Here is a 14,244-nt window from a genome sequence, read left to right on the forward strand (position 1 = left end):
ATAAAAACTTTCTTGTAAAATCTCTATTCACACAAAAAAGAATTTATTCCTTCTTGGTAAAAACCTCAATTGACATATCTAAACTGGTCATTCTCTTTCACCTCTGGATGAATTGCCATATTGATACCATCAGCAATTACTGTAGAGATATTCTCAACAATCCTGTCTATGTCTTTGGGAGTGACAAATAAATTTCCATAATATGGAAATATAACCTCTTTGATTAGATTAAACCTATCTTCATCAGGTATGCTCTCAAGAAGCAAGTACAAAGGCGAAGATCTCTCTGTTTCATTTTTGAGTCTTTCAAGTAAAAGGTCTATTGCATCATTTGCAATAATTGCAGCGTCAACAACCATAGGAACACCTATAGCAACAACCGGAACACCAACTGTCTGCTGTGTAATGCCTTTTCTTTCATTGCCAATTCCTGAACCAGGAAAAATGCCAGTGTCTGCTATCTGTATAGCTGTTGAGATTCTTTCTAGTCTGCGTGACGCCAAAGCATCAATGGCAACTATCAAATCAGGATGGATTTTTTGAACAATCCCGTGAATTATCTCGCTTGTTTCAATTCCAGTAATACCCAAAACACCTGGAGAAATGGCACACACAGAACGAATACGCCTGTCTTGGACTTTTTCAGGTACAAACTCAAATAAATGACGCGTAATTAAAACCTTTGAAACAACTTTTGGTCCCAGTGAATCAGGTGTCACGTTCCAGTTACCAAGCCCCACAACAAGGATTGTGCTTTTCTGGGATAATCTCATTAAGCTTTCTAACTCCTCAGCTAATATCTTTGATACCTTTTCTTGTACTTCAAAATCTTCATCACGCAAGCCATCTGCTTCAATTGTAATGTAGTTCCCCATAGGCTTTTGTAAAATTGCCTCACCTTTGACTGAGTTTATTTTCACTTTGGTTACCTTTATTTTATCATCAAACTCTTTTCTCTCTTCAACTTCAACACCTTCAATTTCTCTCCCCAAACCTTTTTGAACAATTTCTCTTGTTTCAAGTGCAAGGTCTGTATGAATTTTAAACATTGATCGCTCTCCTTTACAAAAACTTTATTCTGAAATATTATTATCAACACTTTTGAAATTATTAAACCTTAAAAACATCTCAAAAGGGAACTGCAGCAAAATGTTTTGCCACAGTTCCCCTTTTTTAAAAAGGGGTTATTGCTTTTCTTTCAAGGCTCTTTCTGCCATCTCTATAGCTTTTCTGACGATGTTACCACAGTCGCGCGATTTTACCTCTCCCCAACCATACTTTGTGACTACATCGTACACTCCAAGTTCTTTTGCTATCTCCATTTTAAGTTCTTCTGACATAACTTTTTGCCTTGCCAAGCCAATAACCCCCTTTGCGGTTTTGTCACCGCAATCTTTAATATGCCCAAGAAAATATCCTTTTTATTAACACATTTTCTTACATTGATAAAATACCATTTGGATCTTTTATTATCTCTAAGATATTTTCTTCCTTACCTGTAATCGCATTAATATAGTCTGCAAAATATTTTCTGTCATATTTTCCCATAAATTCATATGTGAAAACCTCTCTGCCCGACTCAAGTGGAATTATGCTAAGTGACACACTCTGAATATCAAAGTTCTTGCTCACAAGTTTTCTTGCTTGTGCTTCAGTTATTGTTGGTTTTGGAATTTTCCTGTTGGTATGAGACATATAATATGCTGTTGCGTCAAAACCAACCACTTGCCCTGTATCAAGTGCTATTCGCACCTTAACCATGTCAGGATATATCTTTACACCATTTTGCTGATAGATATAGTTTATAAGTGCTGTGTTGTCTTGTTTTAGATAAAAAGTATCTATCATGTTGGTAAATCCTTTGCTCTTTAAAAATTTCAAAGCATTTTCTTTTGCCCTTGAAACACCAATCTTTGGTGCAGAAGTAGCTCTGTTATCTATCATCCAGATAACTTTACCACCTTTTTTAGAAACTGCTACTGTGATGGTTCTATCTCTTGCCCTTCTGTCAGGGATTATCTCAAAGTTAAAGGTTTTAATCTTATCACCTGAAAGCCCCAAGTAGCTAATCATGTCAGCTTTTTTGATATTCAAAAAATCAAGTGCAATTTTCTTCGCCTCATCTCTATTGATTACATTATCTGGGAGTCCTCTTGGTACCTGCCTTGCAATGTGGTCAGAAAAAGGCCCATCATATATCAGCGTTGGATAGTCTTTAAAACCTGCTTCTACTGCAAGCATATGGCTACTGGTGACATTTTGGCTAATCCTTCTAAACCTTGACGTTCCAACTGTTCTGACCTCACCCCATCTAAGTTTCCCCTGGCTTATTTCAATTGCAAGTTCATTTAAGTTTTTACTGAGCTTATCAGCGTAGCTGCGAAGTTTTGCAAGTTGTATTCTTTGTTCTTTGGTTTCCTTTTTGCCGTTCATAAGTTGCTTAGAAAGCGAAAAACTCAAATCACCAACCTGGGTCAGATACTTTGCTGTCCTCTCAAGTGCAACGTTGTTTTCTATTGGAAGCTGACCAAGGTTTTCCTGTGCAGCAAAGGCATTTCGCCAAACCTCTGTATATAAAGCTGCTCTTTGTCTGTCATCGCTTGATATTTCAACCTTTGACAAAAGTGCCTGAATATTTTGAACATACCCCACCATATCAAAAAAGGCCCTGTGCCACATATTAGTAAGGTAATTGTGATAGTTTGCTTTACCTCGATACTGATTTACTCCCCAAAGGGCTACAATCACTAAAACTCCAATTACAACTGCCATAATACTCCAAAGTCTCACACTCTTAAGTCTTTCTCTTAATTCCTTATATCCGCCTAAAATACTCAAATCAAAATCACCTCTTTAAGTTTTATAAAATTTGAATCTATGGAGTTTAAACCTGCTATTTTGCAAATCTGTGTTTACCAATTACAAGCACAACCTTTCTACTCCATATCCATTTATTTGTAGTCTTTGCAGGATTGTAATAATAAATACATCCATTCGTTGGATCCCAGCCATTTAGCGCATCTCTTGCAGCTTTTAGTGCAGTGGGTTCAAGCTTCGCATTAATTTGTCCATCTGTTACAGCCGTAAAGGCACCAGGTTGGTAAATTACACCACTTATTGTCTTTGGAAAACCCGGATGCTTTGTTCTATTGATTATAACCGCTCCAATTGCTACCTGACCAATATATGGCTCACCTCTTGCTTCACCATTTATAACTCTTGCTAATAAATACAAATCTTTGTTTTGATAATTTGTTGATGCTTGAGTTGCAAGAGAATCCTGCTGCAGTTCTTTTTCACTTTTCTCAAGGGCTTTTTCAAGTCTTCTTTCAATTTTTTCATCATTTGCCCTTTTAATATCATAAATAAACTTTGCAGAGTAGATACTTAAGAGAAATCCTATTATCAATAAGATAATGAAAATGGTATATTTTTTTAGTAGCTTGCTCACCTTTCCAAAACCCCCAAGTCAAAAATCTTTTTAAAATTATTTTTTGTAAGCTTATTTTTATTATTCAGCTTTGTGATAAAATAAATTTAAAATTAAGTTTTCAATAGAGAAAATGAGGTAAGAAAAAACATGAACATTTTGATACTGAGTCTTGATGCTGGTGGTGGACATTTTGCTGCTTCAAACGCATTGAAAACTGCATTTTTGCAAAAAGATCCCCAAGCCAAAGTTGAAATTGTAGACACCCTTAAGATTATAAGCCCAATATTAGATAAGTTGGCTGTTGGAACATATTTAAAAGCTATTAAAACAGTTCCATTTATATACGGTCTTGTTTATGATTCAACAGACAAAGACCCACCTACACGTTTTAGCAAGGCAATTTATGAAAAATTTTATTTTGCATTTTATAAGCTTTACAACATTATTTCTGAACTAAACCCTGATGTAATAATTGGAACTCATCCGTCACCAATTGATATGGTAAGTCAGCTAAAAAAACGTGGAAACATAAATGTCCCTATAATCAGCATAGTTACAGATTTTACAATACACCCCTATTGGATTAATGAGTATGCAGACTATATAATTGTCCACCATGAGAATTTGGTTTATGAAGCGGTGAAAAAAGGAGCCTCAGAAAAAAAGGTAATACCTCTTGGTATTCCCATTAACCCTTCTTTCTCAATAAATTATGAAAAAAAACAAATCTTATCTGAGCTAAACCTTGAAGACAACCCAACAATCTTAATTATGGGTGGAAGTTTAGGGCTTGGAAATATTGAGGATATAGTTGAAATGGTTTGCCACATATGTGACGAGAGTTATCAAATAATTGTTGTTACTGGGAAAAACAAAACATTAAAGAAATCATTGGAGGAAAGAAATTTTGGAAGAAAGGTAGTTGTATTTGGTTTTATCAGCTTTATAGACAAGCTCATGGCAATAAGTGACATTTTGATTACAAAGCCTGGTGGTCTTACCTGTGCTGAAGCACTTTCTCGTAAACTTCCAATGATTTTGATATCACCAATTCCTGGACAAGAAGAGAGAAATACCTTTTATCTTATAAACAACGGCGCTGCCGCTTATGTAAGAAATATTGAAAGCTTTGATATAGTTTTTAACCAAATAATAAACAATCCTCAAAGGCTTGAACATATGAAACTTGCGTGTTCATTTTTAGCAAAGCCAAATTCATCAAATGACATTGTGGAATTTATAAAGGGAATGGTGCTCTAAAAGGCCCCATTCCCCTTTCTATAAAAAGATTTCTCTTTTTTATTGTGGTTGTGGCAAAAATCTTGCTGGGTTTTGGTTCTCACCGTTGTATAAAATCTCAAAGTGTAAATGTGGTGGGTCCATGTATTCTATATTAGAGCTTGTCCCCACCTCACCAATTTTTTGCCCTTGCCTAACTATGTCTCCAACTTGGACATATTTTAAATCTTTCAAGTTAAAGTATTTTGAAATATATCCATCACTATGGTCAATTACAACATATTTTCCATAAAGAGGGTCTTCGCCCAAGTCAATTACAGTGCCGTCAAAGCAAGCTTTTATATCGCTACCTTCTTCTGCTTGAATATCAATGCCTGAATGTTCTGTCCATTCATCTAAGGTTTTAGAGTACACAAGTGACTGGTCAGAAAACTCTCTGATTACCTTGCCAGAAACAGGATATATAGGCTTGAACACAAGAGGATTTATTACTTCTATTTCGTCTCCTAAGCTATTTCTTCCCTGATTTTCCTCTGCAGTTGTATTAGCCTTTTGTTGTGCATGCTGTTGTTTATTAGCATTGCTTGCGGCGTCATTCTTAGTTGTTAAAGAACTTTCATTCTTTTTTGAACTGTAAGCTGAGTTTGAGCTATGAATACTTTGGGTATTGTCTTCTGATTTCCTTTGAGATACATTTTTATTTCCTGTTTTTTCAGTTGTTGCAGGGCTATTTTTTAATTTATCTTGTTTGGTCACTTCTTGCATACCAACTTGTGGAATTGCATTAGAGGTATCGCTGTTGTTCAGGCTTACATTATTATCTTGCTTTTCTTCAACCTCATACTTCGTAAAATCAGTAGTTGCAATTGTATAAATTGAAAAACCAATTACAAAAAGACAAACAACCACAATTATATAAAATCCTTTGGTGTCAAAAAAGTTTATCAATCTTTCTTTCCAATCCTTTTTATTCATCTTGACTTTGCACCTCCTTCCATATAAATATTCTTGCCAGCTATTTCTCAAACTATACATAAATAACATCTTAAATATCCATATTTTTTCTTTGAATATTAGAAGAGGATTTGATATGATTTATTTAAAAATCAGTTATGTCAACTTAGAATGAGGTGCAAACAATGGAAAGGCGAAATACAAAGAAAAGACTATTTGGAAAGATTTCATCTACTTCAAAAAAGATTTTGTTAATCATAGGAACAATTTCTGTTATAATGCTTTTGCTTGGTATAAAGTTCTATTTTCTATCTTTGCACTATGTGTCTGATAAGATTGATTTAAAAACTTTGTCACAGGGGCTTTTGCAAAATTCACTTTACATATTCATAGAAGGGTTGGCAGCTGCTATTATAATTGACTACTTGGCAAAGACAAAAAATTAAAGGGCAAAGCTATTTTGAATTCAGCCTTGCCCTTATTTTCTTTGTAAAGTGTTTTAAAAGTAACTTTTTTAGGTTCCTTTATTATTGAACAAAAACCTTTTTATTTTGCTGGCTATACTTTTAATAAATATAAAGTAACCCTCAGTGTCAATTTCATAGTTTGGCATCACATTTTTGGTAATGACTATTATACCAAGGTTTCTTATCCCATTTTCATAATCCTGATAGTAAAGCTCTTTAATTTTCCCTCTTTTATCCTTTACCTTCACCCACATATAAATCTGGGCATCTGAAAATATCCTCTCAAGTTCGTTTTCTGATTGAATTAAAACACCATTTATAGAAATCAATGTGTCACCCGGTCTAATTCCCATCTTTTCAGCAACGCTATTTTCTTCAACATACAACACCTTGATTGTATTCTCCTCTGCCTCAAATATTGATTTTCCCTCTTTTTGCTTTTTTTGCTGAAAAAGTATTATGCTCTCATGAGCAATAGGTGCAAACAAAGCTGCAATCCATTTAAAAGCATAGATTCTATATGAAAGTGCACTTAAAACAAAAAGTACAATGCTAAATATACTTAAGGTAAACGCACTCTTTTTGCTAATCACATGTGGCTCATCAGAAACAGCCAAATCGCCATAACCAAGTGCTGCTACAATAGGTGTCAAAAGAAGCAAAGTAGTAGGAGTTACCTGCTGGGGTTTGAACAAAGGCCACCATGAAGGTTCAAACAAATTAATCTTTACTGTGGGTGCAGATACCTGAAAGTTAAGCGCAATAATAACCATCGGAATAGCCCAAAACCTTTGCATAAGGTAAGCACCTGTAATCGAATGGTTATCTAAATACCCGGTAGATTCGTCCTTTTTTCTTCGTTTTATTACAACAGGTATTGCTCCTCTAAAACCGTCTAAAAATATTAAAAGACTCTCAACAAAATGCAAAATTGCAACAATTAATAGTATCCCAGAAATATCTACAGCTGGTTTTTTAAATATCAAAGATACTATTGAAATAATTCCTGCTGAATATGAAAAACAAAGATACCTTGGATTTATAAGAGCAAGAATCAATGCAATATACCAAAGATAAAGAAAGCTATCTACATCAACCACTATTCCAAAAAATAGAACAATTAAGCTCACTATATACCCACCTACAAGCCCTGCAATAGACGACTCAATCACTTTGTAAATTAATGTCCTTCGATTATAGCCCAACACATTTTGCTCAAATTCTTGCTCTCTTTTGTATAAAAACGCTATTAAAATAATTATTACCCAGAAATTCCAACTAAAAAGAAGGCTAAATATGTTAAGCCCTGTTAGCTCAAATATCTGCCAGAAAAACTTAAACATAAACTGCACCTCAAATCTTCTCAAATGCTACTTTTTAGAATTTCAATTGCCTTTTTAAGCTGCAAGTCCTTATTCAGTGGCACGTTCATTTTGTCCTGATACTCTTTTGGCTGTAAAACCTGAATGTCAGGTTTTATCCCTTTCTTGTTGATATATGCACCGCTTGGAAGCAAGTATTGACTAACTGTTATCTTTATTGCTGACCCATCACCAAGTTCAAATACCTGTTGAACTACACCTTTTCCAAAAGTCTTCTCACCTACAATTTTAGCTCTTTTTTGGTCCTTTAAACATCCGGCTAAAATCTCTGAAGCAGAGGCTGAATATCTATTTGTCAAGACAACAAGAGGTGTTACAGTGTCTCCATTTTTATACGATTTAAAATACTGCTTGTTATTATATCTATCCTTAAGATAGACTATAAGCTCTCCTTTTTTGAGAAAGTTGCTTGCAACATCAACAACAGACTCTAAAAGTCCACCAGGGTTAAATCTAAGGTCAATAATAAGAGCTCTGCACCCGCTACTTTTGAGTTTATCATACGCGGCCATAAAATCTTGTGGAGTGTTTTCGTCAAAGTTTGTTATCTTTATATACCCTATGGTATTATCAAAGATTTTGCTACTCACTGTCTTTATCTTTATTTCGTCTCTAACTATCTTAAAATCTATTGGTTTTGAACTGCCATCGCGAAGAACTGTAACAGTAACAGGTGTGCCTTTGGGTCCTCTCATAAGACTAGCTGCTTTGTCAATATCCTTTGCAGTTAGACTAATGCCATTTACCTTTATAATCTTATCACCCGGCTTTATACCTGCCATATATGCAGGCGAGCCCTCAAAAGAGGTTACAACTTCTATATAATGCTCACCTGGCTCTATTTTAATACCAATTCCAAAGTATGTTCCTTTGCTCTGAATCACAAACTCGTTAAATTCTTTTTTTGTAAAGTATTCGGTGTAAGGGTCATTCACACTTGCAGCAATCCCATCAATTGCACCATCTATTAATTTTTGGTCGCTAATATCCTTTGGTTCATAATAGTACTTTTTTAAAAGCCAGATAACCTTAGAGAGCTTGGGATTTGTTACCAAATTATTGGTATAAAGTGGACTTCCAAAGTAAAGATATGTTGTAAAAATATATGTTGCCACTGCAGTTATCAAAATTATTGCTATAGTATTGAGTCTTTTTTTCATGTTTTCTTCAGCCCCTTATTTCAGATAATTCAATGGGTCGACAACATCGCCGTTGATTCTCACTTCAAAATGAAGGTGTGGACCTGTTGAATATCCGGTTGAACCAACATTGCCTATGCATTCGCCTTTCTTCACCTTTTGCCCAACAGAGACATTTATTGAAGAAAGATGAGCATAAAGCGTACTAATACCACTTCCATTGTCTAAAATAATGGTTTTCCCATATCCAGAAACCCATCCAGCTAAGATCACATCACCATCAGCTGCTGCTAAAACCCTTGTACCATAAGGTGCAGCAATGTCAATCCCTGTATGCATCTTGTTCTTTTTCAAAATAGGATGAAATCTCATCCCAAAATATGATGATATATCATAGTAACCCTCAAGTGGCCATAAAAGCTTTCCACCTGAATATATTCGCTTTGTCTTTTGTCTTGCCAAAATCTCTTTTATCTTTTTGGAAAGTTCATTCGAAACTCTTTCCAGTTCATCAAGCATATTTTCTAACTTGTCCTGCTCTTTTTCTAAGTCAGACAAAAGCTTCTTCTTTTCTTGTTGCTCAGCAATGAGCGAATTTTGATATTTTTCAAGTTCTGCTTTTTTGTTATTCAAATCTTGTCTTAGCAAAACTAATTCTGCCTTTTTCTTTTTTATATTCTCAATAGATTTTGTATACTCATTTAGTATTTGCTTATCATACTCAATTATATCGTTAAAAAGATACATTCTTGTAAAAAAGTCTGACAAATTTTTCGAGTCAAGCAAAATCTCTATGTACGAAACCGAAACATTGTTCATCTCATATATTGCTCTGATTCTGTCTTTGAACTTTTGGTAATATGCCTCCTTTTTTGCCTGCTCATGTTGAAGTTGCTCTTGGGTATCTTTAATCCTGTTCTCAACAATAAGGATATTGTTTTTTAACAAATCAATTTGGCTTTTTGTTTTGTCAATCTCCCTGTCAATATCATCTATCTGATCTAAAACCTGTTGCTGTTTATTTTTTATTTCAGTAATCTTTTGCTGAGTCTTCTTTTTGTTTTTCTCAACAGATTTGAGTTTGTTCTGATAATCTTTCAGTGTATCAGATATAGCACTTTCAAAAAACAAAACAAAAACCAAAAATAAAATTACAATTTTAAGTTTTCTCACCAAAGTAAAAAACCTCCTCTTCAGAAAAAAGAGGCTATATTAAGCTTTGAGATATCTTCTTAGCGAAATTAGACTTCCTAAAATGCCAACCATGCTTCCAGTTAGAATAAACAATCCTAATATCTTGTACTTATAAGTAGAGATATTAACAAAATCCACAAAGGCGATTGTTTGCGAGAGGTACTTTATCGAGTAATGATATATTAAAAGCACTACAGCATATGCAAAAGTTGCTCCCAGTATTCCAATTATAAAGCCTTCAACAACAAAAGGACCGCTTATAAACCGATTTGTTGCACCAATATATCTCATTATAGAAATTTCTCTCCTTCTTGCAAAAAGGGTAATCTTTATTGTATTTGCTATTATAAATACTGCTACCATGTACAGACCTAAGATCAAAGCTATACACAAGATATTTAGTATTTTCATTATCCTCTTTAACTTATCAACCGTTTGAGACGGAAAGTAAACCTGAGCAACTCCTTGTAAATTTTCTAATGCTTTTGCAAGCTCTTTTGTGTATTCTATTTTTACAGGACTTACAATAAAATAACCCCGAAGAGGATTGTCTTTTTCAAGTCCCTCCAAAAGAAAAGAATTCTTTCCAAGCTTTTTTTTGAAATCTTCAAGCGCCATTTCAGGACTTATATAATCATAACTTCGAACCTGTGCATTCTTTCTCAAAAACTCTTCTATCACAGGTACTTTATCTTCTTGACCTTTATGGAGAATTACTCTTATATCAACAGTCTTTTCTATTTGCTCTGAAATATACTCCAAATTCAACGCAATTGCAATGAAAACCCCAACCACAGTTAAGGCTGCTACCACTATTGAGATAGAAGCAGCAGCCATGGTCTTATTTAAAAATATATTCTTAAATCCATCTTTGCAAAAGTACTTGAACGTCTGAAGTCTCATAGCTGTAAACCCCTTTAGGTTGGTCTTTGACAATCCTGCCGTTGTCAATTGCAACAACTCTTTTTCTCATGCTATCCACAATCTCTTTTGCATGTGTTGCAACTAAAACTGTCGTACCCCTTTTATTTATATCCTCTAAAAGTCTCATTATCTCCCACGAGGTATCAGGGTCAAGATTTCCAGTTGGTTCATCAGCAACTAGCAACGAAGGCTTGTTGACAATTGCTCGCGCCAAGGCAACCCGCTGCTGCTCACCACCTGAAAGTTCGTGCGGGTAACATTTTGCCTTGTGCGCAAGCCCAACAAGCGACAGTACAAAAGGAACTTGCCTTCTGATAAGCTTTGAAGGTGCCCCTGTTATTTGCATAGCAAACTCAACATTTTCATACACAGTCTTGTTCGGTAAAAGCCTAAAATCCTGAAATACAATGCCAATCTTTCTTCTGTAATAAGGTATTTCTCTCTTAGAAAGTTTATTTAGATTGTACTCTCCAACGATTATCTCACCTTCGGTTGGTTCAATCTCTTTTAAAAGAAGTTTAACCAACGTAGATTTCCCCGCACCACTTGAACCTACTATAAATACAAACTCTCCTTTTTCTATTGTCAGGTTTACTGAACTGAGCGCAAGTACCCCATTAGGATACCTTTTGCTCACATTTATAAACTTTACCATCTAAATTCACCTGCAATATTCTCTAAAATGTTATATTCCCCTTTGTATATTCAAGATATTGATTCACAAGCATAGCCATCTTAAAGATGATAGCATCCTCAAACTTTCTCAAATCAAGCCCTATCATTCTTTCAATCTTATCAAGCCTGTATACCAACGTATTCCTGTGGATATAAAGCTGTCTTGCTGTTTCTGACACATTTAAGTTGCACTCAAAGAACATCTCAACAGTCTGTATTAGCTCTGGATCAAAGTCAGAGAGTTTTACGTCCTTGAAGACTTCTTCTAAGAACATCTCACAAAGCTTTGTTGGCATTTGGTATATGAGCCTTCCAAGCCCAAGTTTGTGATAGCTTACTATATATTTGTCCTTTTCAAATATATAACCAATTTTTAGCGCTGCTTCAGCTTCTTTATATGACATCGAGAGTTCTTTTATATCATCAACAACTGAGCCAATTCCAATATATGCTTTCAAAAGAAGCTCTGAGTTAAGAGTATCAAGTATAATCCTTGCTACCTTATAGGCGTCCTCATCAGTAGAACCAGGCTTTAACTCTTTTATGAACACAAGTATGTTATTGTCAAGCTGAATAATGAAATCCTTCGTGCTCTTTGGAAAGATGCTTGTCAAAATCTCTCCAACATTAATATCTTTGATTTCTTTTGCATTTGGAATATATATAGCAAAAACAACCCGTGTCGCACCTGTTGCGATATGCAGTTCTCTTGCTTTTGTGTAAATTTCACCTGGTAAAATGTTATCGTACAATAGATTCTTGATAAACAATTTCTTATCATAAGCAGAAGCAGGCTCTTTTGCCTTCATCACAACAAGGTTAAGCATGTCCAAAAGCTTTTCAGCATGTGGTTCTGTGTTGTTTATATACAGTACATATGTGTCTGTTTGGGTTCTAAAAACCTTATATGTGCGTCCTTCAAAGATTTCAAGATCTGTGTCTGTTTTTATCATGTCAATAGCAACAGTGTTGATTCTATTTTGAGAAAGTGGGTTTGAACTATAAACAACTCTTCCATCAGCTTCTATATATCCGAATTCATCCTCGATGATATCTTTTGCTTGCTCTAACACATCAATCACCTTTTGTGTCATCATAACGTTATACCTCACCCTTTTCTCAATAGTATTTTATACATCTATTATACTTTTTTTCTTTGCGATTGTAAAAGGTTTTTGAAAACAAAAAACCCCTGCCACTTTTAAATGTTGGCAAGGGCTTATTCTTCTTTTGCTTAGTGAACAATTGCCTTTTCTGTTTCTTTGTCAAACAGGTGAATTCTGTTGGCATCAAATGCAAGTTTAATCTTGTCACCAGCTTTTGTCTTTGACCTTGGGTCAACTCTTGCAATGAGGTTAAGACCATCAACAACTACATAGAGAAGTGTTTCAGAACCAAGCATCTCAACAACATCAACATGGGCATCAACAACAGCATCCTGAGCTGTCTGCAGGAATATCTCTTCATCGTGTAAGTCCTCAGGTCTGATACCCATTATAACCTCTTTACCAACATAGCCAAGCTCTTCAACCTTCTTAGCCTTTCCTTCTGGAAGTTTTATTGCATTGTTACCAAATACAACGTACAAGTTCTTATCCTTTTGCTCAATTCTTGACTCAATGAAGTTCATCTGAGGTGAACCAATAAAGCCAGCAACAAACAGGTTTGCAGGTTGCTCATACAAAACTTGTGGAGTGTCTACTTGCTGAATAAATCCATCTTTCATAACAACAATTCTTGTACCCATTGTCATAGCTTCTGTCTGGTCGTGTGTAACGTAGATGAATGTTGTTCCAAGTCTCTTATGAAGTTTAGACAGCTCTGTTCTCATCTGGACTCTGAGCTTAGCGTCCAAGTTTGAAAGAGGCTCATCCATCAGGAATACCTTTGGCTCTCTGACAATAGCACGCCCAAGCGCAACTCTCTGTCTCTGACCACCAGACAGAGCCTTTGGCTTTCTGTCAAGCAAGTGCTCAATGCCCAAAATCTTTGCTGCCTCATGAACACGTCTCTTTATCTCATCTTTTGGAAATTTTCTGAGTTTAAGACCAAATGCCATATTCTCAAAAACAGTCATGTGCGGATACAAAGCATAGTTCTGGAAAACCATTGCAATATCTCTGTCCTTTGGAGGAACGTCATTTACCAGCTTGTCCCCTATGTAGATTTCGCCCTCTGTGACCTCTTCAAGTCCAGCAATCATTCTAAGAGTTGTTGTCTTACCACAACCAGATGGTCCAACCAATACTATAAATTCCTTGTCCTCAATGTCAAGGTTAAAATCAGAAACAGCTGTAACACCACCAGGATATCTCTTATAAACACCTTTTAATCTTACACTTGCCATTAAACTTTTACCTCCTACATAGTATTGTATATTAATTCGCAAAAATTTTCTTCTAATATAGACTATACAATTATTTGCGACTAAAAACTATTGATTTTTTAAACAAACTTTTCAAAAACCTTTTAGATAACATGTCTAAACTATCTTACCAAAAACAAAGGCTGATAAGGAGTTGTACCTTATCAGCCAATTGTTACTATTGTTGTGATTTGGTTGCCTCTTCAGCACCTTTTCTAAACAGTCCTAACACAAAGATGAATATCGCAGCGCCAAGTATGGTTGGAATAATCGGAATTCCGGCTATAACAGGACCAAGTTTTCTGAAAAATGGGATATATGCTCCAATCCATGAACCAACAAGCCCTGCAATCATTGCTCCAATAAAACCACCTGGCATCTTGTACTTGGTTAGTGCATCACCAATATAACCTGCAATTGCTGCAACAATCAGGGTCATTATAAATCCGAGCATCAGCTTTGACCCCCTTTT

At 35.3% G+C, this 14,244-nt stretch carries 15 protein-coding genes; 2 read left to right on the top strand and 13 right to left on the bottom strand.

The features are described from left to right. Positions 1–65: 65 nt before the first annotated feature. The 4 genes from gpr to ELD05_RS09165 all read right to left on the bottom strand — a co-directional run bounded on the left by gpr (position 66) and on the right by ELD05_RS09165 (position 3,451). Positions 66–1,049 carry a GPR endopeptidase gene (gene gpr, locus ELD05_RS09150; RefSeq protein ID WP_127352179.1) on the bottom strand — a complete coding sequence of 328 codons (984 nt, stop codon included), beginning with the start codon at positions 1,047–1,049 and terminating at the stop codon, positions 66–68. 135 nt (positions 1,050–1,184) lie between these two features. Next, the gene (locus ELD05_RS09155) at positions 1,185–1,358 is read right to left on the bottom strand and encodes a small, acid-soluble spore protein, alpha/beta type (protein ID WP_011917838.1); all 174 of its coding nucleotides are present in this window, start codon (positions 1,356–1,358) and stop codon (positions 1,185–1,187) included. 79 nt (positions 1,359–1,437) lie between these two features. Beyond that, positions 1,438–2,838 (bottom strand): germination protein YpeB, encoded by a 1,401-nt coding sequence (ypeB, locus tag ELD05_RS09160; RefSeq protein ID WP_127352180.1) that lies wholly within the window; start codon positions 2,836–2,838, stop codon positions 1,438–1,440. 55 nt (positions 2,839–2,893) lie between these two features. After that, the gene (locus ELD05_RS09165) at positions 2,894–3,451 is read right to left on the bottom strand and encodes a cell wall hydrolase (protein WP_127352181.1); all 558 of its coding nucleotides are present in this window, start codon (positions 3,449–3,451) and stop codon (positions 2,894–2,896) included. Between the two features lie 129 nt (positions 3,452–3,580). Here ELD05_RS09165 and ELD05_RS09170 point away from each other — a divergent pair, with 129 nt between their 5' ends. Next, entirely contained in the window at positions 3,581–4,693 is a 1,113-nt protein-coding gene (locus ELD05_RS09170; RefSeq protein WP_127352182.1) for an MGDG synthase family glycosyltransferase, read from the top strand. A gap of 39 nt (positions 4,694–4,732) precedes the next feature. Here ELD05_RS09170 and ELD05_RS09175 read toward each other — a convergent pair whose 3' ends face one another. Further along, positions 4,733–5,647: a M23 family metallopeptidase gene (locus ELD05_RS09175; RefSeq protein WP_127352183.1), complete on the bottom strand. Its 915-nt coding sequence runs from the start codon at positions 5,645–5,647 to the stop codon at positions 4,733–4,735. 164 nt (positions 5,648–5,811) lie between these two features. On the opposite strand from ELD05_RS09175, the gene ELD05_RS09180 reads away from it, so the two are divergent. Next, on the top strand, positions 5,812–6,072 hold the full coding sequence (locus ELD05_RS09180; RefSeq protein WP_127352184.1) for a hypothetical protein: 261 nt from the start codon (positions 5,812–5,814) through the stop codon (positions 6,070–6,072). 68 nt (positions 6,073–6,140) lie between these two features. On the opposite strand, the gene ELD05_RS09185 is transcribed toward ELD05_RS09180, so the two are convergent. The 8 genes from ELD05_RS09185 to ELD05_RS09220 all read right to left on the bottom strand — a co-directional run bounded on the left by ELD05_RS09185 (position 6,141) and on the right by ELD05_RS09220 (position 14,226). Continuing rightward, on the bottom strand, positions 6,141–7,436 hold the full coding sequence (locus tag ELD05_RS09185) for a PDZ domain-containing protein (RefSeq protein ID WP_045165051.1): 1,296 nt from the start codon (positions 7,434–7,436) through the stop codon (positions 6,141–6,143). Positions 7,437–7,456: 20 nt separating this feature from the next. Then, positions 7,457–8,635: a S41 family peptidase gene (locus ELD05_RS09190; protein WP_127352185.1), complete on the bottom strand. Its 1,179-nt coding sequence runs from the start codon at positions 8,633–8,635 to the stop codon at positions 7,457–7,459. A 15-nt stretch (positions 8,636–8,650) separates the two neighbouring features. Then, positions 8,651–9,790 (bottom strand): murein hydrolase activator EnvC family protein, encoded by a 1,140-nt coding sequence (locus ELD05_RS09195; protein WP_127352186.1) that lies wholly within the window; start codon positions 9,788–9,790, stop codon positions 8,651–8,653. A 36-nt stretch (positions 9,791–9,826) separates the two neighbouring features. Continuing rightward, on the bottom strand, positions 9,827–10,711 hold the full coding sequence (ftsX, locus tag ELD05_RS09200; RefSeq protein ID WP_127352187.1) for a permease-like cell division protein FtsX: 885 nt from the start codon (positions 10,709–10,711) through the stop codon (positions 9,827–9,829). After that, positions 10,668–11,387 carry a cell division ATP-binding protein FtsE gene (gene ftsE, locus ELD05_RS09205; protein ID WP_127352188.1) on the bottom strand — a complete coding sequence of 240 codons (720 nt, stop codon included), beginning with the start codon at positions 11,385–11,387 and terminating at the stop codon, positions 10,668–10,670. The genes ftsX and ftsE overlap by 44 nt, the downstream gene beginning before the upstream one ends. Positions 11,388–11,409: 22 nt before the next feature. Further along, on the bottom strand, positions 11,410–12,504 hold the full coding sequence (locus tag ELD05_RS09210; RefSeq protein ID WP_127352189.1) for a PucR family transcriptional regulator: 1,095 nt from the start codon (positions 12,502–12,504) through the stop codon (positions 11,410–11,412). Positions 12,505–12,641: 137 nt separating this feature from the next. Further along, positions 12,642–13,754 carry an ABC transporter ATP-binding protein gene (locus tag ELD05_RS09215; RefSeq protein WP_011917850.1) on the bottom strand — a complete coding sequence of 371 codons (1,113 nt, stop codon included), beginning with the start codon at positions 13,752–13,754 and terminating at the stop codon, positions 12,642–12,644. Positions 13,755–13,950: 196 nt separating this feature from the next. Then, positions 13,951–14,226 (bottom strand): GlsB/YeaQ/YmgE family stress response membrane protein, encoded by a 276-nt coding sequence (locus ELD05_RS09220; protein ID WP_011917851.1) that lies wholly within the window; start codon positions 14,224–14,226, stop codon positions 13,951–13,953. Positions 14,227–14,244: the final 18 nt, after the last annotated feature.

It is taken from the genome of Caldicellulosiruptor changbaiensis (genome assembly GCF_003999255.1).
GTDB classification, from domain to species: Bacteria; Bacillota; Thermoanaerobacteria; order Caldicellulosiruptorales; family Caldicellulosiruptoraceae; genus Caldicellulosiruptor; species Caldicellulosiruptor changbaiensis.